We start from the raw sequence: 25656 nt of genomic DNA on the forward strand, positions 1-25656 counted from the left end.
TTAATTTATCACCACATGACTCATATTATTGTTAAGCAATATATATTTCACTTTTATTTAACGACAAAACAATTTATAAAATTCATTTTTTTACCCAACACTCTTCTGTATAATCAGCTGCAACTTTTCAGCTACCTTTTTAACCAAATCAGGGGAAGCAGCATTAATACTTATCCCCACGTCTAAATTAATAAGACTCTCTGGTAATTCCATCAAATTATAATTATGCTTATTTCCTAAATAAAGCAAAATATCACCTAATGTAATAGTAATTCCCATACCTTCAATTGCTAATAATCCGGCGCCAATAAAGTCATTGGTTCTAATTATCTTCTTGACCTTTAATCCATCATCTTCAAATACATGATCAACTATAGTTTGATATAAAGAATTGTCCGTCAATGCTACATAGTTACTTTTATTCAATTTAGCAAATAGTTCCGGAGTATAGGCAAGATATTTTTGGGATTGATCATACAAAGGATGATTAAACGGAATAATCACATAAGCTTTTGACCGATATAAGTACTGGGATGTAATTTGATCTTGATGCAAAAATGCACCCCAAAAGATATCAATCTTGTTGCTCTGAAGTAATGCTGGTGCATTCTCCGCTGTAAAAAAACGCTCAATCTGAAATTGTACTTCTGGAAACATAGCTTGTAAATCATGGATTACCTTAGCAGTTAAATTGGAAATCCAAATCGGGGTAATTGCTACGCGAATGACTCTGCCATTTTTAGAAGCAAAAAAAGATAAATCTCGTTTGGTTTTCTCATGCAATTTGATTTCATCATCTAAATCCTGCAACAATTTAATACCTGCTGCCGTTAAAGAAATTGGCTTTTCATTTCGATTCACCAATTTAGTTTCATATTTCTTCTCTGTTTTACTTATAATCTGACTAACATATGGCTGACTCAAATACAGTCCATTAGCTACATTACTAATCGTATTATTGGTAGAAACTGCTGTTAAAATTTTATAAATAAGTTTATTTTCCATCATATTATTACTAATCTACAATAACTTTCTTCTCAAAAAACTATTTTACTTGCTACAACATACTCAATATATTATACATGTAAACAATTACAAAATTCTTAATGATAATAACTAATTAATAATAATCGGAGGGCTAAAATAATGCTACCTAAATAAAATCAATATGATGTAGTAATTGTCGGTGCTGGATTAGCTGGTCAGTCAGCTGCAGCTGAAGCAGCTTCAAAGAATTTAAAAGCCCTAGTTGTCGAAAAAGGACGTACGACTGGTGGTTCAGGCAACTATGTTGAAGGCGTGTTTGCTGTTGGAACTGATATGCAAAAGAAGCAAGGTATCAATATAACTGGTAATGAAATACTCCATGATGAGCAAGAATTCTCTCATTATGAAGCTGATACCTTAATTTGGAAAGATTATATTAAGCAATCAGCCGAAAATGTGTCCTGGCTTAAAAATCTAGGTGTCAAATTCAAGGGTGTCGCTACCTTAGGTTCAGGACTTAATACCTGGCATATGTTTGATGGTTTAGGTCGTCATGCAATTCACGATGCACCTGAGCCTTACGCTAAAAAACACAATGTTGAATATATAACTTCAGCTACGGTAACTAAACTTAATCAAGATAGCTCTGACAAGATCACCGGTATAACTATTCAAGATTTTGAAACTAAAAAGGCGAAGAATATCGCAACTAAAGCAGTTATCCTGGCAACTGGTGGATATTTAAATAACCGTGAGATGCTAACTAAATATTTCAACTCTAATTCTAATCGAATTGTACCAATGAACTCTGGTAAAAGCGGTGGCTCAGGACTTAAACTTGCTTGGGCAACCGGTGCTAAAAAATTTAATTTAGGAATGGCTATGATGTTCGGTGGACAAATTAAAGAAGATAAGATTCCATCTTACAAATATTGGAAGACTGATAGGATCACCTCCACATACGTGGAGAACACCCGTTCTTATCATACATCCACACAATGATGTCAGGATCACCTCCACATACGTGGAGAACACGCCCTGTCCCTAAGGTTACTAAGACCGATGCTGGGATCACCTCCACATACGTGGAGAACACCCGGTACGTTGGACGCTGGGAAAATCAATGTTAGGATCACCTCCACATACGTGGAGAACACAGATGCAGACTAAGGGCTTAATTGCTCAGACTGGATCACCTCCACATACGTGGAGAACACAAAACTACTCGATTAATCATTTTTGAGCCTCCAGGATCACCTCCACATACGTGGAGAACACCTTGATTTATGAAAAATCGGAATGCACTGATTAGGATCACCTCCACATACGTGGAGAACACTCCTACCATGATTTAAACGGTGGAAGTCATTACGGGATCACCTCCACATACGTGGAGAACACTTGAGAAGTCCAGCTGCTGGGCCGCCATCACCGGGATCACCTCCACATACGTGGAGAACACAGGCAGTCCCCATGAAATAATTTTTCTGTCACGGGATCACCTCCACATACGTGGAGAACACTTACGGCCAGTAAGCTCAATTGCCTTAGCCATAGGATCACCTCCACATACGTGGAGAACACCTCATGTGAACTCAAGGAGTGGTGATTACTTAGGGATCACCTCCACATACGTGGAGAACACCATAGCGGGGCTACCTAAAGATAAGGGTCGGGAGGATCACCTCCACATACGTGGAGAACACTTATGAAATCCTTTATTATGCTTATAAAGTGAGGGATCACCTCCACATACGTGGAGAACACCCTTCATTAGTTCGCGACGAGCTGATGGAGGTAGGATCACCTCCACATACGTGGAGAACACTTGACTTCTAAACACTTGTTCTTGGAAATGTAAGGATCACCTCCACATACGTGGAGAACACTTTCTACTTGAAAGGAAAGACCTTAACTTCACGGGATCACCTCCACATACGTGGAGAACACCTTGCTTGTATCGTCTCGTGATACATGCTTTTTAGGATCACCTCCACATACGTGGAGAACACAACCTTCATTAGTTCATCGAGCTGATGGAGGTAGGATCACCTCCACATACGTGGAGAACACTTGGAGAAACTATTGCAAGAGAAATCAAGATTAGGATCACCTCCACATACGTGGAGAACACTTGGATTAAATCTAATTCATCTGGATTCCTTAAGGATCACCTCCACATACGTGGAGAACACGCAGCAACTCCAGTTGAACCACTGCCCATCGTAGGATCACCTCCACATACGTGGAGAACACACTAAAAGGTCCTTGATCCATCAACATTTCTAAATTCTTAGAAGCTCATTTTTATTCAGTTTAGTCAGAATAAAATGAATCCTAGCATTTTCCCCTTTAATTATATCATGCTACCATCATGTACTTAACATCCAAAAAAGGATACCCATCAGGAAAATACATTCCTAATTGAATATCCTTCAATCCTTTTAATTTTTTATCCTGCGAAGCAATTTTATCTAATCAAAGATCCTCACCATTTGAAAGGTAATCCAATAATTTACCTCGTCTTTATAACGAATAAAAATGCAAGAAAAAAGCCTATTGATCTTAGAACTATCAATAGGCAAGCTCAAAAATTTAGTGACTATCTAACCATCCTTTAATACTTTAGCTATGAAATTCAATTTTTGATAAATTGAAGAAACTTTTCCATTTAGAGCAAAAAACATCAAAGTTTAGTTCGATAAATTTTTCTAGCTTTTTTAATTCTTTATCAGAAATATCTGTACGATTGTAGGCTAATTTACATGTTCCATCTTCTAAAAGCCATAATTTTACTGAAGCTTTAGAGGGTCTGCCTTCTGTAATATGCACGTGAATCGGCTCAATACCATCCCCAGCATAAAAATACAGCACGAAATTGTTAAATCTAAAGTAATTAGGCACTAGTTTTTTTCTCTTTAGCACATTCAATAATTAATGGCGCATTTCTTTTCAAGATATCAAGATTTTTCTTTGTTTCCGAAGGCGTGAAGTCATAATTATAAACTTCTTTAAACCCAGGAAGAATATACCTTGCTTCTTTGAATCCAAAATCAGTTGGTTTCTCAAAATGAACGAAAATTTTTTCTCCATTTTTCATCTCAGAATCTTTTATCACTTGTGAATAAGTAATTGAAAGCTCACCTGGAAATTCAGCATACGGATACAGCATGTGGAAGCCCCCTTTTTATATAAAATAAAACTCTATTTAATTATATCATGTCTACTCTTATATAGAAAAAGGGATAGTCATCATCGTAAGTGTCAATATTTTTGCGGTAGGCTATTAACCATTAGTCTGACCTTAATTTCTTAAATATTTATTTGATTTATTTTTCTGCCGAAATCATCCAAATAGCTATGTCCTGCTGTTAAGCTTTCAATGGCGCCGTGATGAATGCCTAGATGAGCTTCATGCGTCTTTCTTAGGCTGGCACGAACTGCACCTTTCAATTCTCCCTGATCACCAATATCGAGCTGTCCACCTGCAAACTCACTGCTAAGCCAGTATTCCAGCTCTTTGTTTTTAATACAAGTCAGCACACGCAGAATTCCTTCGGCACCATCTTCTGACCAGTATTTTCCTTGCCCTTTGACGCGATAAGTATACTTGCGGTGATTGCTTTCACAGCAGCCAATTGCCTTAATTACGGACAAATGACGCATTTTGAACGGCTTAATATCCACCCAGCGACGATGAAGATAGCTGCGCAGCCGCTTTAGGTTTTCATGATTTTCTGGCGTATTCAGCTCATCAACCAGATTGCTTTCAATCGTGTCTAAAATCACATCAGTTAAGTGACGGTCATATTTAAACTCAACTGCACTGATCAATTTGCTTGGCATGGCTGGCATGAAGCTTAGACGATCTTTAATCTTTTTGTTCAAGTGGAAGACATCCAAGAAGTGTTCGTGCTGCCGGCAATAGCCAACTATTTCATCAAAGTCTTTCTTGGCATAGCCAGCACCACCATCGGCATTACTGATGATTAAAGTATTGCTTAAATTAATAATATCCTCGCAGACTTGATAGCGATGAAACTCTAGCCGCTTCTTGGTGCCCTTGATCACAACGCCATCGCCTTCAAGATAAAGCACTGGCACCTTTTTCTTTTGGGTAATGCCATCGTATCTTTCCTCAGACTGCTGCTGTGCTTTAATCTGTTTGCCTGCTTGCACAATCAGCTTGCCAACTTGACTATGGCTAATCTTGAAACAGGAGAGAGTATTAACAGCTAAAGCAGTATTGCGGTAAGTTGCCACGGCGCTAACCTGCAAAATATCCTTCACTGCCAAAACACTGTAACGCTTATATTTGTCATAGCCCATCAGCTTATCCAGTGGATATTGGGCCTTTTTGCCAGGACAAGCATATCTTCTGCGCCAATAGCTGATTTCACCAAAGGCAGTCACAACTGAACGCTTATTTTTCTTCTCGATCTGATAGCCTTGCTTTTTAGTTTCTTCAACTAGACCAGCATCAACTTCTTCTAGTGCTGCTGTCATCAATTCTCTAATCAAATCAAAGAAGTAGCACATTAATGCCTTTTCACGGGCAATAACATTATTTTCAGACTTAATAATTTTTACGATATCAGCTATAATAGATTCCATAAAAGACCAGCTTCTAATGTGTTTTTTGTTCTTAACATCAGACTACTGGTCTTTTTGTTTGAGCTCAAGTCCAAATTCAAAGGACTTGAGCTTTTTTAATTAATTATTCAGTTTACCGCAAAAAATTATACACTTAGCACTTGGTATTAGCCACCATACAAAAAATCCCCATTCAGTCCGAAAACTGATGAGGATCGTCACGCAAAACTTATTAATTTAACCATGATTACTTCTGTTGGCCTTTCAATACCGAATTCCAGAAAAGACGTGAATTCAAATCATCTTTCAAGGTTCCTGAACGGCGATTCTTTCTTTCAGTGGTTCTTGCAAATAAATTCTTCAAAGTCTTTGGCATAAAACATTCCTCCTTGGTCAATTCTATGAAGCTTATCAATCTTCTCTCTACTAAGTAGTATAGCGCTACTGTCGACCAGGGAGATAGTAATATGCTTATAAAATTTACCAAAGCAAAGCCCCGACACGGATGACTTTTTCCGCCTCGGGATGTTGCTTGAAGGATGTTGCAGCTTTTGCTTTCAATGATTTTCAGAAAGTTATTTACGTGTTAACCACCTCGCTTGTTCGGATGAACCCGTATAAATGACAGCTTAGCAGGTCACGGTAAATTTAGTGTAAAAATGGTGTAAAAAGGCTGTACATAATATCCAAAAGGTGATAAATCAGTTCGCAAATTTCACCATTTAAAAACGCCTCAAAATAATACTAGCCACCACACAAGATATGCCGTTTACCACCCTTGGCAACGATGATATACTGTTGGAAGGATTTACTAACCCTTAGAAAGTCGGGATTTTCCATGACACACACCCCAATCAAGATGACGTTTTTTTCGCAGCTTCATCCAGTAGCGCTCACGCTGTACTTTACTGAGCTGATCGTCTGCCTCCTGCTGTTTAATCACGTGGCGGTCGCGGTGGCTGAGTTCATCGCGCTCACGATCACAGCCACCTACTACCTTGGCGGCCGAAAGACGGCGCGCCAACTGAAATACGCCGTTTCATTTCTATTAATGATTCCATTTTTCAATACGCTCCTCAATCAAAAGTTTCCGCCGATTCTTTGGCATTTCAAATGGGGCATTCTGACGTTCAAATTTTCGTATCCGGCATTTCTGTACGGCATTGCGATGGCAATTGTCCTGATCGCAATGCAGTTTGTTTTTTCAGTCCTAAACGCGGTTCTGATCCCCAGCAAGCTGATCTACGTGTTCTCGCCGATTGCGCCCCGGCTGGCAGTACTGGTCACCATTTCGTTTACGCTGGTCACCAGCTTCACCGATAGGCTCAAACGGATTTTGCGCCTGCAAAAAACCCGCAACGTCGACGTGGTTAATGGATCATTGAAGACCCGCACCCAAAAGACGCTCCACATCTTCGAAATTCTTCTGCAGGACGCCCTGTCTTCTGCGATGGAAACCGCCAATTTAATGGACGCCCGCGGATTTGGCGCTGCCAAGCGGACCCACTACCGCTCGTATCACTGGCAGTTTAGTGACCTGCTGTTCATCACGATTGCCACCGTCATGCTAGTTGCAACTATCGGCGTCCGGATTCTTTCAATGGGCACCAGTCGTTCAGTCGCCAATTTCACCACCATTTTTACGCCGGGCGATACTTGGCCCATCGTCGTCACGGCACTCCTATTCTTACTACCATTAATCTCAGAGGGGGTCTATCGTTCATGCAAAAATTAGCTACCGTGACCCATCTCACGTTCACCTATCCCGATCAATCAACCCCCGTTCTGGACGACGTCAACTTCACCATTGACCCCGGCGATTTTATTGTGATTGCCGGTAATACCGGCAGTGGCAAGACGACCCTGCTTAACCATTTGAAAAAGGAGCTCATGCCCAAAGGAGCCCGAACTGGTGACGTTCAAATTGCCGAAACACCGGTTGCTGACATGCCGAAGTTGGTGAGTGCCCAAACCGTCGGCTATGTGGCCCAAGATCCACAAACCCAGTCGGTGATGGCAACGGTGATCGAAGAACTGGCCTTCCCATTAGAAAATATTGGCTGTCCCAGCAATGAAATCGAACGCCGGATTACCGAACTGGCAAATTTCTTAGGTTTTGATCAAAACCTCGATCGCCAAATACATCAATTATCCGGCGGCCAGCTTCAGTTGGTAAACCTGGCTTCGGTTCTCATCTTGCGCCCAAAATTAATTTTACTGGACGAACCCACGTCCCAGTTGGATCCGCTGACCGCTCAGCATTTTCTCACCGTTTTAGGGCGGATTAATCAAGAATTAGGGATTACAATTATGTTGACTGAACACCGGCTGAGCACGGTAGCAGCCATGGCCAACCGGATGATTCTCCTGCAGGATCACCACCTGACCTTTGACGGTGATCCCCACAGCGGCTTGGCAAAAATGGCCACTGATGCCCACTTGACCTATTTCGTACCGTCAATTCCCAAGCTCTTCTTAGATCAACAGATTCGAACCTCCCAATTGCCGATTTCAGTAGCCGATGCCCAGTCGGCGATTCGGACTCACCATCTTCAATTTCAATCAGTGACGACCGGCGGCAAGGTTGCGCAATTACCCCCAGCCGAAAAACCAATTCTAACCGTCAATAACATTTCCTTTAGCTTCGACGGCCAACATAACGTCCTCCATCACCTGAACCTGGCGATTAATCCCGGTACGTGGTTGGCAATTATCGGCAAAAACGGCTCCGGCAAATCAACCCTGTTAACGCTGATTTGTGGACTAATGACGCCGCAGCACGGCAAAATTCGTTTCGTCCACCAGTTAGTTTGGAAAATGGCCATTAACCAGCGAATGGCCAAACTGGCATTTCTGTCGCAAACTCCCCGTCTCCAATTTACAGCCGATACCGTTCGTGAGGAGCTGGAAGTTCAGGCGGCTGAATTACGGTTGCCAGACGCTAAGGCCCAAGTTGACCATATGATTAATCAATTTCATTTGAACCGTATTGAGAAACAAAATCCATTTGACATTAGTGGCGGCCAACAACAGCTGGTTGGATTAGCAATCGCACTGATGGCGACCCCTGATCTGTTGGTTCTGGACGAGCCAACCAAGGGACTGGATCCCTACACCAAAATTCAGGTGGGCAACCTGCTGAAACAGTACCAACAAGCCGGTATGACCATTGTGATTGCCAGCCACGACATGGAATTCTGTGCTAAATTTGCCGACAAATGCACGTTTATGTTTGATGGCCATTTCAACACGCTGCTTGCCACGCAATCATTTTTTGCCGATAACTTTTTCTTCACCACGCCAATTAACCGGATTGCCCGTGATCAGGTTAAGGACGCCCTACTGCCAGTCGATCTGAAGCTGGCGAACCATCCAGAAAGGGGGTGAGTGTTACTTGAAACAATCTTCGTTACTCAACCGGTATCGGTTATTAATTGCGTTACTGTTAATGTTTATTTTTCTGCTATTCATTGTCTTATTGAAGGGAAAGCACTACCTATTATTTAGCTTTATGTGCCTAATCTGTAGCCTTTTACCCGCGTACTGGCGCTTCGAACACGATCCAATCAGCACCCAAACGTTGATGTTTGTCGCCGTTTTGATCGCGTTGGCGGTTGCCACCCGGGTCCCACTGGGCGCCATTCCTGGTGTGCAGGGAGCCAGCTTCGTCGTAATTCTAAGCGGTGTCAGTCTCGGCCCGGAACTGGGCTTTATCACAGGATCTACCACGGCACTGGTTTCCAACATGTTTATGGGTCAAGGACCATGGACGCCTTGGCAGATGGTCGCCTGGGGCTTAATGGGGTTAACCGCTGGCCTCTTCATGAAGGCCCGATTGTCCCATAGTCTGATTTTTATGATCGTGTTTGCCTGCGTCTGGGGCTATTTGTTTGGCTGGATCATGGACCTCTGGTACGCCCTGGCCTACGTATCACCGCTGACCATCAAGAGTTTTATCTTGGCTTTTGCGGCCAGTTTCTTTCCATTTGACACGTTCCACGCAGCATCCAATGCCTTTCTCATCGCGCTATTTTACAAACCATGGGAGAAGCTGTTTCACCGCTTAGTCACCAAATACAATATTTTACCGGATAAAAACCAATAGAAAAAGGATGGATTAATCAATGAAATTAACATCAAAGCTACTCATGATCTCTGCTTCAACCCTATTAGGATTTGGCAGTATCGCACCAGCCTTCACCGCCAATGCAGCCAGCGTTGAGACCGCCAGTCGTGCTTATCAAAATAGCAAGATCAAAGCCAACTACCGTTACGCGAAGAATCTGATGATTAAAAACAAGACCGGATTGTCAGGCAAGACGACCGCTCTGTTTAGTAAAAAAGCCAACCCAACCATCGGTGCCGCTAGCGGTTACGCCGATTTGCTGGTTGGCTTAAAGGGCTGGGGGTACAAATTTACGACCACCCAGAAGAAGCGCATCGCGGCCAATCTGGTGATCAATTCGAAGAGCACTGCTGCCGACTACGCCAACGCAATTCAGGGGCTAAAAGCCGTTGGCCTAAACCCAACCAAGTTTAAGCCAGCCGGCGCCAAGAAGGCCGTCAACCTGGTATCTGGGCTGTACCGCCAGTCAATGAGCAAGCAAACACCAAACGTCAAGAGCCAGGTTCTGCTTGCCCTGACCATGTCATCAACGTTTAAACGCCCATCAAACGCCAAGTTCTCCAAGACCAGTTTGGCAAAATCATTGGTTAAGGACCAGCAAAGTAATAATGGCTGGGCTTACAACAACACCGCTGCCAGCGTTGATAGTGATACCACTTCAATGGCAATCGCCGCGCTGGCCCACAGCAAATCCTCACTGAGTGCCGTTAAAACCGCATTGGTGAAGGGCCAGTCCTACTTGAAGAGTAACATCACCGCTTCAGGTGCTTATGGCTACGTCTTCAATGGCAAGACCGTCGCTAACTCAACAGCCGAAGCAATCATTGCCCTGTCATCAAAGCAAGCAACCGTCAAGTACGCCAATGGCTACTTCACCACCAAGCAAGCCGCCTCCCCACTGCGGGCAATGCTCGGCTACGTTAACAAGACCGGTTCAATTAAGGGTGCTACCAGTCAATTGATCGGCGTCGGTCAGGTGAACCTGGCAACGGCTGCTTATCGGCAGGCTTTGAAGGGGCATTCGGTTTATACGGTTAAATAACGCGAAGTGATAAGTAATTAATTTGGGGGAAAGATCAGTGAAAAAGGCAATGTTTATCGGGGCGATTGGTTGTGGCAAAACCTCCTTTATTCAGAAACTCAATGAACTACAGATGACTTACAACAAAACCCAAACCATTGAGTTTTATAATAATGTTATCGATACGCCCGGTGAATATGTTGAGCATCGTGCAATGTATTCTAACCTGATGACCACCGCCATTGAAGCCGACGTCATCGTCTTGATGCAAAGCGCTACTGATCCGCGAATTGTTTTACCAACAGGCTTCAGCACGATGTTCACTAAGGAAACGATTGGCGTCGTTACAAAAACAGATATCGCCACTAATCAGCAAATCGAGATGGTTACCGAACGGCTAAGGGATGCTGGGGCTGAGAAAATGTTTGAGATTTCGGCTAAAACTGGCGCAAATGTCCAGCAGTTGATCGATTATCTGAGAAATTAAAATAATGGGTACGAAATTCGTTATTGATTAACGATCTCGCACCCATTTTTATGTGCAGTCTAATGCTGTTTGTCTATCGATTCAACCAATTTTCTAATTGACCCATTTAGCTGAGCAGCAACTTGCTCATTTAAAAGTCTGTTCTGGGGATCAAACCGTTGGTGAACATTACTGATAGTGATAAATTCATTCAACACAGTCATCCCAATATACCGTAACAACTGTTGAATATGGATATTTGCATTTGCGCCACCGCGTTCACCAGAAGAATCAGTAATCACTAATGCCGGTTTATAAGCAATGTGAGGCTCTGGTGATGGAACCGACAAAACATCAATGGCATTTTTTAATCCACCTGGAATTGATAAATTATATTCTTGGGTGACAAAGAGTAAAGCGTCCATTTGGTCAATCACACTTCGAAATACTTGCCACTCTAATGGTGGCTCTTTTTCAAAATCAGGATTATACAATGGTAAAATTTCAAAATTCACCTGAACGAACCTTACCGATTGATACTCGTTCATTAAATAATTCGCAATCTTTTGACTGTAGGATCGTTCACTAAGACTTCCAACTAATACGCCAATATTTATCATCACTCACACCTTCCTCGTATTTTGAACTGATTCAATTGCTAAGAATCTATTTATGTACGCGGCTTTACAATCATATTTGCATCGTAAAATATAAAACGCGATGTCATTCCGGAATGCAAAACCACTTTTTGTCCTACCTTTAAAATTATTAAAGGGATAAATGGAATATCATTTACGCTAAGAATTTTTTCCTCATCCTTAATAAAAACGCGTCATCAAAACCTAACCGATCATGAAAATACGAATCAAAACTGCCATACCGGTCATTAATCATCGAAACGGCTTGTTGAAAGTAATCTTCCCGAACTGTCGAGAGATCAAAAATTGATTTTAGATAGGCTAAATTATCACTAACCAACTTGGCTTCATTTAATCGATTGTTGATTCTCACGGCAGAAAACCAGTTGCTGCACAGATAATCCGCCTTTACAACCTCTTCAGGAACCCCCAACATCACTAAAATCAAAATCGAAATAATCCCAGTTCGGTCTTTACCAGTTGAACAGTGAAATAAGATCCCGCCAGAATTGGCGTCAACTAATGTTAAAAAGAATTGCCGGTATGCCCGCTGTACTTCGTCACTGGCAATTAATTGATCGTAAATGCGCATCATCTGATGAAATCCCGCCCATTTATCAGTCAGCCAACCCGCTAAATTTCTAACATTAGTCATACTTTCAGTTAAATCCTGCTTTAGAATTGGAATTTTCAAATATTGCGTTCGACTGTCATAATGGTCAGGGTACTTTCTAACCTCCAGTGGAGATCTAAAATCAATAATTGTTCGAATGCCATAATTATAAAGAGCCTGCTGATCACTATTATCTAAATCAGATAGGTATCCGGATCGAATTAATTGCTTTGGCTGGACCATTAAACCGCTTCTAGTTTGATAGCCGCCCAAATCTCGACAATTAAAAGCGTTCTTCAAATTAATTTCTTGCATGTGGCGCATCGACACACCCCTTCCCGGGATCATAAGACAATATTTTTAGTCGGTTCCAAATAGCAAATTTAATTGAGGATGACGAGTCTTTTACATCAAATTGAAAAAAGAGCCGCGGTCAAAAGCCGAGCCCCTGGGTTGATTTAGGTTCTAGTAATTTTTGGAATGTCAAAACCTAAAAGATCGTGTAATTTACTAACGACGTCCTTTAAGGCCGATTCAACTTCCGCAACTTCACCCACGATTACGACGGAACCGCTAAACCGATCAATAAATCCAAGTGTCACATTACTGGATTTAGTAGCAATATCACCAGCAATAATCGCCGCCTCACTGGGCGTAATGGTCAAAATTCCCAATGCGTCTTTGGGAGTTTGAATTCCTAACTTCTCATAAATATCAGGAGTTGGGTTAGCCACAATGTGTGCTAACGTCACCTGTTTACCTGGAACATACTCTTGGATTGTTCGTTCGATATCACGGCTCATAGAACATCCCTCGCTAACCTAAACGATTCTTAACGTCCTTGGTAATGTCATCCAAAAGAGAAGAACTGTCTACCTCAGAATCTGAAGAACGAGTTTGAATTTTCTCCTGAACAGAGTCCCGCAATTCTCTCAGCAACGGCGAAATATCTCCATCATTTTGGGAAGTCTGCCCCGCTACGACTGGCTTCTGGCTTACATTATTTCCAACTTCTTGAGCAATAATGTTACGAATAACTTCCTCAATTTTTCCTTGATTCATATCCTAATCACACTCCCTCGTAAACATATCAACAGCAATCTCACAAATCGCCTGATCCTGCTTAACGGTCCCGCCACTGACGCCAATGGCACCAATGATATTGCCATCAACTTTAAGTGGGATGCCACCGCCAAAGGAATATATCCCTCCCTTTGGCAGCAGTCGCTTTGTTTGAATCAATATTAGCGGGATCTAATCAGTTAATACCCCTCCGTTGTAAAGTACCAACGAACGTTGTCCCCACTCTTAAGCTTCGTTAAGTTTGAAGCATGGTCAATAAATTTCTTGTTAACACTGAACATCCAACCGGAACCGGCCTTAACATCATTTTCCTTGAGGCCGTTAATGCCGTTCACGTAAACGGAGGGGCCCGGAATATAACTAATCTTCAGGTTCGTTTGCTTTAAAATCGAAAACGCGTTGGCGCCCTTTTTAACGCGCATCCGCTTCGAATAGAAAACTTTTTTGTATCCATCAACCGTTAAATGGATTTGAATTGTATTCTTAGCATTATACGACTTTTTAGCCGCATGATGCGTATCCTGAACCACCTTGGTTTCTGCTTTGTGGTTAATTTTACCCAGCTTATCAAATTTAGGGACATTTGACCGCTTAGTTTTAGCGACCTTGTTAGGACTTGCCTTTGCACTGGATCCAGTTGTCCGATTAGGGCTTGTGCTTGATTGAGAACTAGCAGTTTGGGGCTTGTTGGCTGTTTTTTGAGCCCGCCTATCTGCTTTTGGTTTTGCTTTGCTTGCACCCTTTGCTTTTTGCTGGTGACTTGGCTGTTTAAGATGACTTGAACTGGTCGAACTTGAACTTGAAGAAGTCACTTGTTTAGAAGTTGTCGGCTTAGGGGCTGCGTCTCTCGATGAAATCACCTGTTGGGCACCAAAAGCGATTCCAATTGTGAGAATGAACGCAAGAATGAAGCCAATTGCTTTTTTCATAGCTTTTTTCATAAGAGTTGCTAGACGAGGAAACTCGGTATTTTAATGCCGAGAGGAATCGGCGTCTTGAGCAACGCACCTCTTTTCTAAAATAGATTTGTGATGACTAATATTTCACTAATGCATGAGTATCACTGCCAGCATTGCGGCTATACCAGCAACGATGACCGGATTGGCGCCATGAATATTCAACTCCTTGGCACTAACTGGGTAACGAATAAAGAAACCGCCTTTAATCAATTGCAATTTAATCAAGAATAGCTACTGGATAAACTCTAGTAGTTAAACGGGTGCTGTCAATCACCCGATGATGTAACCACTTTGGTAGGAGTTGTCAGACATTTGCACTACGACCCCGTTAGGGGTGTGAGTTACAAGCTCGGTAATTTATTACCGAGTAATTGACATTGTTTTGTCACCTCTCACTCAAAATTTGGCGATTAATTAATTGTGTAAACTGAACGATTCTTTAAAGCAGCTTTATAAGCGGCAACCGCTAAATTTACCTGACCGACACCATAGAGCTGAGTAGCTGCGTTTTTAATTGAACCGGATTTATTGACATAGGTCAGCATTGCATAAAGCGGCGTCCTAGTTTGACTTGTTTTCATCGCCGTGTTATTCACATATTTCTTCATGCCAAAATCATTTGATAGGGTAATAATTGCTTCAGCGGTTGAATTGGCATTTGGCGTTGTTTTGCCATTAAACGTGTAGCCAAATGCACCACTAGGCTGCACAATACCAGTAAGAAATTTTTGCCCCTTCAGCAAGCTGTCCTTGACGTTAGTTGTATTAACCTTTCCTCGAGCCAGACCGGTTAGAACCATGCTGGTCGTGTCGGCATCCCTAACTCCTTGTTGGTTATTATACGTCCAACCGTGATTATTTAATTGAGCTTTCAATAGCCGAGCACTCAAGCTTGCTTTGCTAAACTTCGCTCCCTTTGGCTGCTTGAACTTTGAGCTCATCGAAATGGCAATCAGCACTTGTGCCTGGGCACTTGTCGTTTGTTTGGAAACACTTGTCCGGTACAACTTGGTTACCAGATTGATTCCCTTTTTGTGGCCATATGGCTTATAATCTCTAGCGTTGAGCCCCATCGCCTGAACGGCCATCACGGCATTGGCCATTGTTCCAGCAGGGGTTGTCTTTTTGATTACCAAGTTTTTTTGCAGCAACGTTTTTTCCTTGGTATTAAATTTATAACCGTTTCCCTTGAGCCCTAACAGAAAGTCAGAGTACCCCGCAGTCGCACCAGTATCAGGATTGAGTTTCTTACTAAAAATAGAACTGCTTTGACCGGAAAGTCCGGTCTTATTTTCTTTAATCATCTTTTTGGCATAGGAATAAGTACGGGCAATTCTGCTGTGAATGGTGCCGGTACTAGCCTTCCTAATTGATGCAGCGTTGGTAGTTGTTGAGAGCGTAAAAGCGGCGATAACCAAAGTTGCAGAAGTCAAGACTGATTTTATATATTTATTCATAGGTGTGATCTCCTTAGATAATGCATAAAAGTGTCTGGGGCCTCATTTTCCCCCAACCACTTTGATATTTGATTGTTAGATGAAGAATTACTTATTGTAGGTCATCGAAATTGAATCACCATCTTTCAAAGTATAAACACCCATCGATGAACCAGGTTCGGTGCCATTAACTGAATAAAGCCATCCAGTCATTGTCCCGGCTGGCCCAGCATTGTAACCATTAATTCCGGTAACGTATGCAGTAGCCCCCGATCCTGTATAAGTTAAAGCCAATCCTTGTTGCTGGGCAAATGCCTGCAAGGCATCCAATGCGCTGGCCCCACTGTTAACCTTGATACTGCCACTTGCGATGGTCGCCCCATCGGCATGAATACTAATAGTGGTTGTGATGGTTTTAGCATCGTTTGATGGCGTAACAGGATTTGTGGGTGCCACTGGCAAAGTTGGCGTGGCACTAGGTGAATTATTAGTAGTTGTGGTTGTCCCTGTGGTTGTGGCCGTAGGTGTGCTTGGCCGAGTATTTTGGGAGCTCTTCTTGATCTTAGTAGCCAAGATGAACTTCTTGTTAGCAGTGATGTAGCGGCCATTTGTAAGTTGCATCCGGTTGGAACGCCCATAGTTAACAACTTTTCTGACGTTTAATGACGCATTCTTTTTAACGTGGCGCTTCTTGCTCGTTAAGTTAACCTTACCATACTCGTTGATTCCCTTAGGATTGATGACTTTAATGCGGGTCACCTTTGCGGAATAGTAGGCGTGGGCAAAATACTTTGAACCAGAAAGCGTATAACCGGTTTTGCCTGAATTTATGTCCTTTACTCGATAGATCGCATGGCCCTGTTTGTTCGTTTGCTGGCTGATAACCAGGAACATTGGGCGGTTAATCCGGGCACGTTTCTTGTATGTCTTCGTCAGATTCGATTTAGTAAAGTTCGAACTTCTATATAGTTTGACAGTTGTCAGTGCATATACGATGGAACGATGAGTTGTCAGTGCATATACGATGGAACGATGACTTGCTTTTTTAACAGGCTTCCCGGAAACAGTCGGCGTACTTATTGGCACACTACTAGATGAAGAAGTGGATGTTGCTGATGATGAACTCGATGCACTGGAAGAGCTGGCCGGATTGTTGACAACCGTTACGTTATTGTTCGTAACAGTTGGTGGCGTTACGGGCGTTGCTGGTGCGGCATGAGAAACGGTTACATGATTAAAAGCCGTAACCCCAGCTGCTCGATCGGCGATTGCAGCACTGCTGGTTGAATCAGCGCTTAACTTCGAAACATACGTCGCTAGTATTTGATCTACCAGGTTAAGGGCGTCACTCTTGGCAGAGGCCGTTGCCTGAGGATCATTGATGATTGACTGCTTTTTGGTAATTGCGGCCGCCTTTATACTGACAATCTCACCAGGTTTCGCCGCATCCGTTTGATTGAAAGCGAAGATGGATCCTTTACCACCATTTCTGGTGAATCGGGCCTGTTCAAATGTCCAGGTTGCCTGTTGAATCAGCATTGCGGAATTCCCAGCGGAAACCGGATGTTGATCGAGAACTCTTTGAACAGGGGCAACATAATCAGTTTTCCCCTTTAATGGTACATAAACATTTACGCTGGCAGAGGCAAGGGCATTAGTCATTGTTACATCATCGTAGGCATTTTCAGCGCCAAACATTGTGTTACCACCAGCAAATCCGCCATTTTCTTGATAAAGATGATTACTTACCGCTTTAACTGCCGTGTTTAAAGCATCTGCAGCCCCTGGTTGATTCGTATTCATCGATAATGCTAATATTGCCCGAGCGGTATAATCAACTTTATCAAACCCGTTCCACAAACCTGTTTTTTGATCTTGCATCCCAATTAACTTCTTGGTTAAAGAAGTTCGGGCAGTTTCGCTTGCCTGACCATAACTACCAGTACTCAAAGCTTCCAAATCATTAACAATTGAATAATCACTGGCAGGATTATTTGCATCCTTTACAATGTCAGCAACTAAATTCTTACCATTCACATTAGTTGGATCTTTGCCGATTGCCACCAAACCATTGACGGCAGAAACATCAGAGATCCCGTTTAACCCTTGACTGCCACCACTGAGAAAGTCGTTATTCTTAAGAATTGATTTGTAAGCATATTGAGCCTGCAAATCAGTAATGCCGTTGTCCCCAAACACTAAACATGTGGCATCCCAAGCATCAATTTGGGACCCTTTTTGTGCGATCTCCGTTAACCCAGTGGAAATTGCCGAATTGACGTCTGATGCTGTATCAGCCCTGGAATCAATTTGGGACCCTTGTTGCGCGATCTCCGTTAACCCAGTGGAAATTGCCGAATTGACGTCTGATGCTGTATCAGCCCTGGATGAATTACCACCACTGAAAAATATCAGAAAAATCTCTAATACAATTGAAAACCAATATAGAAATTGTTTTCTTTTCACTACAAATTGTTTTCTTTTCACTACTGAACGCTCCTCAAAACAAATTTAACGGTCGTTAACCGCTATTAATGCTGGACTGGTTAGACTTTCTGCAACACAAAAAAGCCTAGCTAGAGCCATCTTCTATCATTAATAACTAACGTCCGACATTTTTAGGCAGACTAATCCCGGAAAGTTTATTATTAATTGACAAAGTCGACCCTAAGAAACTTTGCAATCAGTATAATAAGCGTCTCCTGACTTGATCTCATCCCCAAATGTCTTCTTCCCGGCTTTAGCCAGTGAGTTGCGACATTTCAGTCAATCTTACAGTAGCGAAGGGGCTGTAAAGGCTTTTCACCTTTTTCCGGTTCATTATACTTTTTAGCATTAATCATTATAGCATGGCGCGCGTTTGTTTAGAATGGGGCTACGAAGTCCGTAAGTGTCAATATTTTTGCGGTAGGCTATTAACCATTAGTCTGACCTTAATTTCTTAAATATTTATTTGATTTATTTTTCTGCTAAAATCGTTTAAATAGCTATGTCCTGCTGTTAAGCTTTCAATGGCGCCGTGATGAATGCCCAGATGAGCTTCATGCGTCTTTCTTAGGCTGGCACGAACTGCACCTTTCATCTCATTCAGTCTTATCCTTTACGCTGCCCGCGTTGCGGCCAATTAATGCTTAAAAATGGCTTCAAAATAGTTAACGTACTGGGACCAAGTCTACATTACCAACCAACTATTTGGTCGATTCGTAATCAAAAGTATCTTTGTAAACCTTCATCAGCTTGTCCATCAACGATTACGGAGTTGGCTAAGGTCAAGGACATTAAATATCGTCATCACATCAGCCAAGCAATTAAACAACAGGTGATGATACAACTAACTACCAATGAGTCCCAAATTGATATCGCCAAGGAACTGGGAATCTCTGACTGGACTGTTAGACGGGTTATCTTTAACCTGGATCAATTTTTCAAACCAAACTATCATTGGTTACCTCGCCATATTGCCTTTGATGATTTTAAATCTGGTCGCTTTACACCCAGTGGAATGAGTATGATCCTGATGAACATTGAAAATCATCGTACCATTGATATTATTCTGTCACGACGTAATCGCTACTTGCGTAATTACTTTCCGCGCTACGATCGTGCGGCTCGTCTGGCAGTGCGCACGGTTACGGTTGACCTGTATACGCCTTATCGTCATCTTATTCATGAACTATTTCCCCATGCCATAATTATTGCCGACCACTTTCATGTGGTCGCTCAAGCTTACCGGGCTTTGAATAAAATTCGGGTTAAAGCTATGAACCAAGCTGGCAATGGAAGCCATCAATGGCGGGCACTCAAGCATTTCTGGAAATTAATCCTAACGCCAGCGGGGTTACTCAAATATGATAACTATTGGTCACGTCGTAATTTTGGCTATACTCAGTTGACCGACGTTGAAGTTATTCAACGCTTACTGGCTTTCAATGATGATCTTAAACAAGCTTATCGTTATTATCAGGACCTTATTCTCGCGATCAATCATCGTAGTAAGGATGAACTCAATCATTTACTCGCGATTAAATGGACCCAGCTTCCCCAATCACTTCAAAAAGTTCAACGGACTCTCCAGAGGCATCTTAAAGAGATTATCACCAGCTTTAAATATGGTGACTACACGAATGGTCCAGTCGAAGGAACTAATAATAAGATCAAAGCTATTAAACGAACTGCTTATGGCTTTCGTAACTTCTTTAATTTTCGGGCTCGAATCCTGCTTGCCCTTCCTAACTCATACTTTGCCATCAACTGGAAGAATAAAAGAACAGCTCATGTCCAATCTCAGACACGAGCTGTTTGAAAAGTTATTCAAATTTTTCTATCAGTACTTCTTGACGAAGAGCCATAAAAAAGAACTGCTCCATCAAAAGCAGTTCTTCATAATATTAGACAAATTATTGTGGAACAACATTAATCGCTTTAGGTCCTCGACCGCTTTGTTCAACATCGTAACTAACTTTTTGCCCTTCCTCAAGACTCTTAAAACCGTCAGTTTTAATTGATGAAAAGTGTACGAATACATCTTTACCATCTGAACCAGTGATAAACCCAAAGCCCTTATCAGCATTAAACCATTTTACAGTACCATTTTGCATATATATATATATATCCTCCTAGGAATCAAACCAAAGTAACCAAATTGAATTAACATCTAAGAAAATAATAGATAGCAAAGATGAATGATACTTATAACTTCCGTACATGTCAACTTAACTAACTTTAACACTTTAATTCGCTGTATGCAACCCTAAATAATTCAAGGTAAGTGTCAATATTTTTGCGGTAGGCTATTAACCATTAGTCTGACCTTAATTTCTTAAATATTTATTTGATTTATTTTTCTGCCGAAATCATCCAAATAGCTATGACCTGCTGTTAAGCTTTCGATTGCTCCATGATGAATGCCTAGATGAGCTTCATGCGTCTTTCTTAGGCTGGCACGAACTGCACCTTTCAATTCTCCCTGCTCACCAATATCGAGCTGTCCACCTGCAAACTCACTGCTAAGCCAGTATTCCAGCTCTTTGTTTTTGATACAAGTCAGCACACGCAGAATTCCTTCGGCACCATTTTCTGACCAGTATTTTCCCTGCCCTTTGACGCGATAAGTATATTTACGGTGCTTGCTCTCACAGCAGCCAATTGCCTTAATTACGGACAAATGACGCATTTTGAATGGCTTAATATCCACCCAGCGACGATGAAGATAGCTGCGCAGCCGCTTTAGGTTTTCATGATTTTCTGGCGTATTCAGCTCATCAATCAGATTGCTTTCAATCGTGTCTAAAATCACATCAGTTAAGTGACGGTCATATTTAAACTCAACTGCACTGATCAATTTGCTTGGCATAGCCGGCATAAAGTCTAAACGGTCCTTGATCTTTTTATTCAAGTGAAAGACATCCAAGAAGTGTTCGTGCTGCCGGCAATAGCCAACTATTTCATCAAAATCTTTCTTGGCATAACCAGCACCGCCATCGGCATTACTGATGATTAAAGTATCGCTTAAGTCATAGGGATTGGCTAAATAAGCTTTAATTTCTGGTAAAGCATCCCAGCGGCTTAAAGAAACAAACTCTCTGGTAAAGCATCCCAGCGGCTTAAAGAAACAAACTCTTTGGCCTGTACTCTCTTTCTGCGCGTCTTGCTTAAATTAATAATATCCTCGCAGACTTGATAATTCCAGTCGCTTCTTGGTGCCTTTAATCACAACGCCATCGCCTTCAAGATAAAGCACTGGCACCTTTTTCTTTTGAGTAATACCATCGTATCTTTCCTCAGACTGCTGCTGTACTTTAATCTGTTTGCCTGCTTGCACAATCAGCTTGCCAACTTGACTATGGCTAATCTTGAAACAGGAGAGAGTATTAACAGCTAGAGCGGTATTGCGGTAAGTAGCCACAGCACTAACTTGCAAAACATCTTTTACTGCCAAAACGCTGTAACGCTTGTATTTGTCCTAACCCATTAGCTTATCCAGTGGGTATTGGGCCTTTTTGCCTGGACAAGCATATCTTCTGCGCCAATAGCTAATCTCACCAAAGGCAGTCACAACTGAGCGCTTATTTTTCTTTTCAATCTGATAGCCTTGCTTTTTAGTTTCTTCAACTAAGCCGGCATCAACTTCTTCTAGTGCTGCTGTCATCAATTCTCTAATCAGATCAAAGAAATAGCACATTAATGCCTTTTCACGGGCAATAACATTATTTTCAGACTTAATAATTTTTACGATATCAGCTATAATAGATTCCATAAAAGACCAGCTTCTAATGTGTTTTTTGTTCTTAACATCAGACTACTGGTCTTTTTGTTTGAGCTCAAGTCCAAATTCAAAGGACTTGAGCTTTTTTAATTAATTATTCAGCTTACCGCAAAAAATTATACACTTAGTTGACAAAATGGTCTATTCCATTTTATAATGGACTAGACCATTGAATGAGGAGGACTTAAATTATGAAAGTTATTGTTACTGAAAACAAAATTCAAGGTGGAGCAAAGGCATTTGAGATTTTTGAAAAAGGGATTAAGGACGGCGCAAAGACCTTAGGCTTGGCTACCGGTTCCACCCCTAAGACTCTTTACCAAAATTGGGTAAAAAGCGATCTTAACTGCGAGAATCTTACTAGCATCAACCTCGATGAATATGTTGGCTTAACACCAGACAATCCTCAAAGCTACCACTACTTCATGCAAAAACACTTATTTGATAAGAAGCCATTCAAGAAGACTTATGTTCCTGATGGCATGGCTAAGGACGTTGCTGCATATTGCAAGCAATACGACCAAATTATCAAGGAAAATCCGATCGACATTCAATTACTCGGCATCGGCCGCAACGGTCACATTGCCTTCAATGAACCAGGCACGCCATTTGACATTGGTACTCATGAAGTTAAATTAACCAAAAACACGATTAAGGCCAACTCTCGTTTCTTCGACAATGAAGACGAAGTACCAAAGAGTGCTATCTGTATGGGTACTGCCAACATCATGCAATCTAAGAAGATCGTTTTAATGGCCTTTGGTGAAAAGAAAGCTCATGCTGTCAAAGAAATGATTGAAGGCCCAATTACCGAAGATGTTCCTGCATCAATTTTGCAAAAGCACCCAGACGTAACGGTGATCGTCGACAAGGCTGCAGCCCAAGAATTAGATGACAAGTACAAGAACTAAAAACAAAATTTATTTTAACGAAAGAGGTTAAGCAAATTGCTTAGCCTTTTTTGATTTATCCGCTTGACTTTTAGGCGTGAAACAGATTTTAAAAATTGCTTGTGTGCCACAATATATTGTATTAAACTTATTAATTGTCTATATCTGGTATTTAAGAAGGAATGTGATTCAAGTTATTGTTTTAAGTGGGCCAATTGGAGCCGGTAAATCCAGTTTAACCAGTATTTTAGCCGAACATCTAGGTACGCAAGCGTTTTATGAAGGCGTCGATAACAACCCTGTTTTGCCGCTTTATTATAAAGACATGAAGCGTTATACCTTTCTGCTTAATACCTATTTGCTTAACCACCGTTTAGCGCAGATTAACCAAGCTATTCAAGATAAAAACAGTGTTTCTGACCGTTCAATTTATGAAGATGCGCTCTTTTTCAAGATGAACGCCGACAGCAAAGTCGCTGATCCAACCGAATTCAAGATCTACGATGACTTGCTTGAAAATATGATGGAAGATACTCCGGGCAACCCTAGCAAAAAGCCAGACCTGCTTATCTATATTCATGTTTCACTTGATACCATGCTTCACCGCATTAAGAAGCGTGGCCGCTCATTTGAACAGATTAGCACTGATCCGGGTTTGAAAGATTACTATGCCAGATTGCTCAAGTACTACGAGCCATGGTACGACGATTACGATGCTTCACCGAAGATGGAAATCAACGGTGACAAGCTGGATTTCGTCACTAACATGGATGCTCAAAAAGAAGTATTAAAAGAAATCGACGAGAAGCTGCACGAAGTTGGCAACTTATAAGAGAAAATAAAAAGAAGGAACGTGATGACAGTTATTGTTTTAAGCGGGCCAATTGGAGCCGGTAAATCCAGTTTAACAGGTATTTTAGCTAACTATTTAGGAACCAAGCCATTTTACGAAAGTGTCGATGACAATCCTGTCTTGCCACTTTTCTATGCCGATCCTAAAAAATACGCATTCTTATTGCAGGTATATTTCTTAAACACGCGCTTTCACAGCATTAAGGCGGCTTTAACCGAAGATAATAACGTGCTAGATCGTTCTATCTATGAAGATGCACTTTTCTTCCAAATGAACGCCGATATTGGCCGTGCAACCTCCGAAGAAGTCGACACTTATTATGAGCTTTTGCATAATATGATGGGCGAACTAAAACGGATGCCAAAGAAGAATCCTGATTTGTTGGTGCATATCAATGTTTCATATGACACAATGATTAAACGAATTCAAAAACGTGGTCGTCCTTATGAGCAGCTGAGCTATGATTCAACTCTAGAAGACTACTACAAGCGTTTGTTGCGCTACTACAAGCCTTGGTATGATAATTACGATTATTCCCCTAAGATGGAAATTGATGGCGATAAGCTTGATTTCATGGCCAATCCAGATGACAAGCAAGTTGTGCTTGATCAAATTACTGCTAAATTAAAAGAAATGGGCAAATTGCCAGAAGACTGGAACGGTTCTACCAATATCCAAGTCGAAGCATAATTTCCCGGAAAATATTAAAAGCATAGAAATTTCTATGCTTTTTTCTTTATTCTATTTTTGCTAAAACTTGAGCAATCCCGTCATGATTGTTATCGAGCGTGACATGCCCTGCGCCAAATTTCTCTTTTAATTCATCTGGTGCATTGCCCATCAAAAATGGCTGCCCCACTTCTTCTAGCATCTCTTCATCATTGTAGTTATCACCAAAGGCAATGCAGTTTTCTAACGGCACCTTGTATTCCTGGGCTAAAATTTTAACCGCACTCGCTTTGCTTACGCCTTTTAAAACCACTTCAAGCAGCGTCTTAGATGATCTAACAAAACTAAGATCAGGGAACTTTTCAGTCAATTCTTTTTGCATACGATCAAGCTCTTGCGGTTTACCCATAATTAATGCTTTATGTACGCCCTGTAATTTTTCGATTTGATCAATCTTCGCTGGCGTTGCCTTAACATTAACGATTTCTTCTTCATGTTTAATTAAGGAACTCTTCTCTTGTGCACAATACCACACATAGCCGCTATAAATGTTCCAGGCTGAACCATTCTGTTGTTTATCAACATAACGACAAATTTCAGCCGCTTTTTTTGCATCAAAGAAGCGCGTAATTAATGCTCTTCCTGTCTCATCCAGTGCTAGTGCGCCATTATAGGCAATCATCGGACAAACTCCCAGAATCTGTCCCACTGCCGTCATTATACCTTTAGGTAAACGTGCCGAAGCCGGAATAAAAATATTACCTTTGATAATCTGCTGGCGAATTGCATCTCGCGTCTTGGGCATTACCTGCAAATCATCGTTAATCAACGTACCATCGATATCTGAAAAAATAAGTTTTGCGGACATTTTTTCACCTTTATTCTTTTGATAATTAATATTTCTTACATTTTAGGATAATGCTAGTAAATTAATAATGAAAGCCAATTCAATTTTAGTAATTATTTACTTTTATCTGTAATTTAGACTGATTTACCTCCTAATTTTATTTATAATTCGCGTTTACAAATCTGTTTATGAATGATAAATTATAAGAGT

Annotated in this window: 23 protein-coding genes, 5 pseudogenes, 1 CRISPR repeat array and 1 riboswitch; of the genes and pseudogenes, 11 read left to right on the top strand and 17 right to left on the bottom strand. The window is 41.4% G+C overall.

The window, feature by feature from the left end; all coding sequences use genetic code 11:
* Positions 1-90: 90 nt before the first annotated feature.
* The gene (locus tag ICI50_RS10280; RefSeq protein WP_056940952.1) at positions 91-1008 is read right to left on the bottom strand and encodes a LysR family transcriptional regulator; all 918 of its coding nucleotides are present in this window, start codon (positions 1006-1008) and stop codon (positions 91-93) included.
* Between the two features lie 171 nt (positions 1009-1179).
* Between ICI50_RS10280 and ICI50_RS11080 the strand changes: the two are divergent.
* Positions 1180-1842, top strand: a pseudogene (locus ICI50_RS11080) (FAD-binding protein); the annotation flags it as partial.
* 91 nt (positions 1843-1933) lie between these two features.
* Positions 1934-3243: a CRISPR direct-repeat array (repeat unit 28 nt; unit sequence GGATCACCTCCACATACGTGGAGAACAC).
* A 369-nt stretch (positions 3244-3612) separates the two neighbouring features.
* On the opposite strand, the gene ICI50_RS10290 reads toward ICI50_RS11080, so the two are convergent.
* From ICI50_RS10290 to ICI50_RS10985, 4 genes are all read right to left on the bottom strand, one after another.
* Positions 3613-3891: a DUF4160 domain-containing protein gene (locus tag ICI50_RS10290; protein WP_054640469.1), complete on the bottom strand. Its 279-nt coding sequence runs from the start codon at positions 3889-3891 to the stop codon at positions 3613-3615.
* Positions 3884-4159: a hypothetical protein gene (locus ICI50_RS10295; protein WP_013854977.1), complete on the bottom strand. Its 276-nt coding sequence runs from the start codon at positions 4157-4159 to the stop codon at positions 3884-3886. The genes ICI50_RS10290 and ICI50_RS10295 overlap by 8 nt, the downstream gene beginning before the upstream one ends.
* Positions 4160-4299: 140 nt before the next feature.
* A complete protein-coding gene (locus ICI50_RS10300) occupies positions 4300-5601 on the bottom strand; it encodes a UPF0236 family transposase-like protein (protein WP_188891680.1) in 1302 nt (433 codons plus the stop codon).
* Positions 5602-5827: 226 nt separating this feature from the next.
* Positions 5828-5956: a hypothetical protein gene (locus ICI50_RS10985; protein WP_013854969.1), complete on the bottom strand. Its 129-nt coding sequence runs from the start codon at positions 5954-5956 to the stop codon at positions 5828-5830.
* Positions 5957-6418: 462 nt separating this feature from the next.
* On the opposite strand from ICI50_RS10985, the gene ICI50_RS10305 reads away from it, so the two are divergent.
* Genes ICI50_RS10305 through ICI50_RS10325 form a run of 5 tightly spaced genes read left to right on the top strand, consistent with a single transcriptional unit; the run spans position 6419 to position 11214 of the window.
* Positions 6419-7315, top strand: a complete 897-nt coding sequence (locus ICI50_RS10305) for an energy-coupling factor transporter transmembrane component T (protein ID WP_013854968.1) — start codon at positions 6419-6421, stop codon at positions 7313-7315.
* A complete protein-coding gene (locus ICI50_RS10310) occupies positions 7303-8967 on the top strand; it encodes an ABC transporter ATP-binding protein (RefSeq protein ID WP_188891682.1) in 1665 nt (554 codons plus the stop codon). The genes ICI50_RS10305 and ICI50_RS10310 overlap by 13 nt, the downstream gene beginning before the upstream one ends.
* 7 nt (positions 8968-8974) lie before the next feature.
* Complete coding sequence (locus tag ICI50_RS10315) at positions 8975-9685, top strand: ECF transporter S component (RefSeq protein ID WP_003636323.1); 711 nt, start codon at positions 8975-8977, stop codon at positions 9683-9685.
* 19 nt (positions 9686-9704) lie between these two features.
* Complete coding sequence (locus ICI50_RS10320; RefSeq protein WP_013854966.1) at positions 9705-10748, top strand: hypothetical protein; 1044 nt, start codon at positions 9705-9707, stop codon at positions 10746-10748.
* Positions 10749-10785: 37 nt separating this feature from the next.
* A complete protein-coding gene (locus tag ICI50_RS10325; RefSeq protein WP_013854965.1) occupies positions 10786-11214 on the top strand; it encodes a EutP/PduV family microcompartment system protein in 429 nt (142 codons plus the stop codon).
* A gap of 59 nt (positions 11215-11273) precedes the next feature.
* On the opposite strand, the gene ICI50_RS10330 is transcribed toward ICI50_RS10325, so the two are convergent.
* The 6 genes from ICI50_RS10330 to ICI50_RS10355 form a co-directional block, all read right to left on the bottom strand.
* Entirely contained in the window at positions 11274-11813 is a 540-nt protein-coding gene (locus tag ICI50_RS10330; RefSeq protein WP_013854964.1) for an NADPH-dependent FMN reductase, read from the bottom strand.
* Positions 11814-11985: 172 nt separating this feature from the next.
* Positions 11986-12768: a tyrosine-protein phosphatase gene (locus ICI50_RS10335; protein WP_013854963.1), complete on the bottom strand. Its 783-nt coding sequence runs from the start codon at positions 12766-12768 to the stop codon at positions 11986-11988.
* Between the two features lie 134 nt (positions 12769-12902).
* The gene (locus ICI50_RS10340) at positions 12903-13247 is read right to left on the bottom strand and encodes a BMC domain-containing protein (protein ID WP_013854962.1); all 345 of its coding nucleotides are present in this window, start codon (positions 13245-13247) and stop codon (positions 12903-12905) included.
* 13 nt (positions 13248-13260) lie between these two features.
* Positions 13261-13506, bottom strand: coding sequence for a hypothetical protein (locus ICI50_RS10345; protein ID WP_013854961.1), 246 nt, complete (start codon positions 13504-13506; stop codon positions 13261-13263).
* Positions 13507-13509: 3 nt separating this feature from the next.
* Positions 13510-13686: a GlcG/HbpS family heme-binding protein gene (locus ICI50_RS10350; protein WP_013854960.1), complete on the bottom strand. Its 177-nt coding sequence runs from the start codon at positions 13684-13686 to the stop codon at positions 13510-13512.
* Between the two features lie 20 nt (positions 13687-13706).
* Positions 13707-14456: a DUF4430 domain-containing protein gene (locus ICI50_RS10355; RefSeq protein WP_025084277.1), complete on the bottom strand. Its 750-nt coding sequence runs from the start codon at positions 14454-14456 to the stop codon at positions 13707-13709.
* Between the two features lie 123 nt (positions 14457-14579).
* Between ICI50_RS10355 and ICI50_RS10360 the strand changes: the two are divergent.
* Positions 14580-14717 (top strand): annotated as a pseudogene (locus ICI50_RS10360) (RNA-guided endonuclease TnpB family protein); the annotation flags it as partial.
* A 179-nt stretch (positions 14718-14896) separates the two neighbouring features.
* Here the strand turns inward: ICI50_RS10360 and ICI50_RS10365 are convergent.
* The 3 genes and pseudogenes from ICI50_RS10365 to ICI50_RS10375 form a co-directional block, all read right to left on the bottom strand.
* Positions 14897-15943, bottom strand: a complete 1047-nt coding sequence (locus ICI50_RS10365; protein WP_188891684.1) for a prenyltransferase/squalene oxidase repeat-containing protein — start codon at positions 15941-15943, stop codon at positions 14897-14899.
* A gap of 87 nt (positions 15944-16030) precedes the next feature.
* Positions 16031-18388: a DUF5776 domain-containing protein gene (locus ICI50_RS10370; RefSeq protein ID WP_188892125.1), complete on the bottom strand. Its 2358-nt coding sequence runs from the start codon at positions 18386-18388 to the stop codon at positions 16031-16033.
* Positions 18389-18597: 209 nt separating this feature from the next.
* Positions 18598-18782: riboswitch (cobalamin riboswitch) on the bottom strand.
* An 81-nt stretch (positions 18783-18863) separates the two neighbouring features.
* Positions 18864-19007, bottom strand: a pseudogene (locus ICI50_RS10375) (ISLre2 family transposase); the annotation flags it as partial.
* Between ICI50_RS10375 and ICI50_RS10380 the strand changes: the two are divergent.
* Positions 19002-20225 (top strand): annotated as a pseudogene (locus ICI50_RS10380) (ISL3 family transposase); the annotation flags it as partial. The pseudogenes ICI50_RS10375 and ICI50_RS10380 overlap by 6 nt on opposite strands.
* Positions 20226-20319: 94 nt before the next feature.
* Here ICI50_RS10380 and ICI50_RS10385 read toward each other — a convergent pair.
* Both ICI50_RS10385 and ICI50_RS10390 read right to left on the bottom strand, forming a co-directional pair.
* Complete coding sequence (locus tag ICI50_RS10385; protein WP_188891685.1) at positions 20320-20520, bottom strand: cold-shock protein; 201 nt, start codon at positions 20518-20520, stop codon at positions 20320-20322.
* A 221-nt stretch (positions 20521-20741) separates the two neighbouring features.
* Positions 20742-22178, bottom strand: a pseudogene (locus ICI50_RS10390) (ISLre2 family transposase).
* Positions 22179-22378: 200 nt separating this feature from the next.
* Between ICI50_RS10390 and nagB the strand changes: the two are divergent.
* From nagB to ICI50_RS10405, 3 genes are all read left to right on the top strand, one after another.
* On the top strand, positions 22379-23098 hold the full coding sequence (gene nagB, locus ICI50_RS10395) for a glucosamine-6-phosphate deaminase (protein WP_188891687.1): 720 nt from the start codon (positions 22379-22381) through the stop codon (positions 23096-23098).
* 163 nt (positions 23099-23261) lie between these two features.
* On the top strand, positions 23262-23909 hold the full coding sequence (locus ICI50_RS10400; RefSeq protein WP_013854953.1) for a deoxynucleoside kinase: 648 nt from the start codon (positions 23262-23264) through the stop codon (positions 23907-23909).
* Between the two features lie 24 nt (positions 23910-23933).
* Complete coding sequence (locus ICI50_RS10405) at positions 23934-24620, top strand: deoxynucleoside kinase (protein ID WP_013854952.1); 687 nt, start codon at positions 23934-23936, stop codon at positions 24618-24620.
* A 46-nt stretch (positions 24621-24666) separates the two neighbouring features.
* Here the strand turns inward: ICI50_RS10405 and ICI50_RS10410 are convergent, their stop codons facing one another.
* On the bottom strand, positions 24667-25467 hold the full coding sequence (locus tag ICI50_RS10410) for a Cof-type HAD-IIB family hydrolase (RefSeq protein ID WP_013854951.1): 801 nt from the start codon (positions 25465-25467) through the stop codon (positions 24667-24669).
* Positions 25468-25656: the final 189 nt, after the last annotated feature.

The organism is Lactobacillus kefiranofaciens (assembly GCF_014656585.1).
Taxonomy (GTDB): Bacteria; Bacillota; Bacilli; order Lactobacillales; family Lactobacillaceae; genus Lactobacillus; species Lactobacillus kefiranofaciens.

Bases quoted from the DNA above. Each gene is read 5' to 3' on its own strand.
- ICI50_RS10280 (WP_056940952.1), bottom strand. From the start codon at position 1,008: ATGATGGAAAATAAACTTATTTATAAAATTTTAACAGCAGTTTCTACC.
- ICI50_RS10295 (WP_013854977.1), bottom strand. From the start codon at position 4,159: ATGCTGTATCCGTATGCTGAATTTCCAGGTGAGCTTTCAATTACTTAT.
- ICI50_RS10300 (WP_188891680.1), bottom strand. From the start codon at position 5,601: ATGGAATCTATTATAGCTGATATCGTAAAAATTATTAAGTCTGAAAAT.
- ICI50_RS10985 (WP_013854969.1), bottom strand. From the start codon at position 5,956: ATGCCAAAGACTTTGAAGAATTTATTTGCAAGAACCACTGAAAGAAAG.
- ICI50_RS10305 (WP_013854968.1), top strand. From the start codon at position 6,419: ATGACACACACCCCAATCAAGATGACGTTTTTTTCGCAGCTTCATCCA.
- ICI50_RS10310 (WP_188891682.1), top strand. From the start codon at position 7,303: ATGCAAAAATTAGCTACCGTGACCCATCTCACGTTCACCTATCCCGAT.
- ICI50_RS10320 (WP_013854966.1), top strand. From the start codon at position 9,705: ATGAAATTAACATCAAAGCTACTCATGATCTCTGCTTCAACCCTATTA.
- ICI50_RS10330 (WP_013854964.1), bottom strand. From the start codon at position 11,813: ATGATAAATATTGGCGTATTAGTTGGAAGTCTTAGTGAACGATCCTAC.
- ICI50_RS10335 (WP_013854963.1), bottom strand. From the start codon at position 12,768: ATGCGCCACATGCAAGAAATTAATTTGAAGAACGCTTTTAATTGTCGA.
- ICI50_RS10340 (WP_013854962.1), bottom strand. From the start codon at position 13,247: ATGAGCCGTGATATCGAACGAACAATCCAAGAGTATGTTCCAGGTAAA.
- ICI50_RS10345 (WP_013854961.1), bottom strand. From the start codon at position 13,506: ATGAATCAAGGAAAAATTGAGGAAGTTATTCGTAACATTATTGCTCAA.
- ICI50_RS10355 (WP_025084277.1), bottom strand. From the start codon at position 14,456: ATGAAAAAAGCAATTGGCTTCATTCTTGCGTTCATTCTCACAATTGGA.
- ICI50_RS10365 (WP_188891684.1), bottom strand. From the start codon at position 15,943: ATGAATAAATATATAAAATCAGTCTTGACTTCTGCAACTTTGGTTATC.
- ICI50_RS10385 (WP_188891685.1), bottom strand. From the start codon at position 20,520: ATGCAAAATGGTACTGTAAAATGGTTTAATGCTGATAAGGGCTTTGGG.
- nagB (WP_188891687.1), top strand. From the start codon at position 22,379: ATGAAAGTTATTGTTACTGAAAACAAAATTCAAGGTGGAGCAAAGGCA.
- ICI50_RS10405 (WP_013854952.1), top strand. From the start codon at position 23,934: ATGACAGTTATTGTTTTAAGCGGGCCAATTGGAGCCGGTAAATCCAGT.
- ICI50_RS10410 (WP_013854951.1), bottom strand. From the start codon at position 25,467: ATGTCCGCAAAACTTATTTTTTCAGATATCGATGGTACGTTGATTAAC.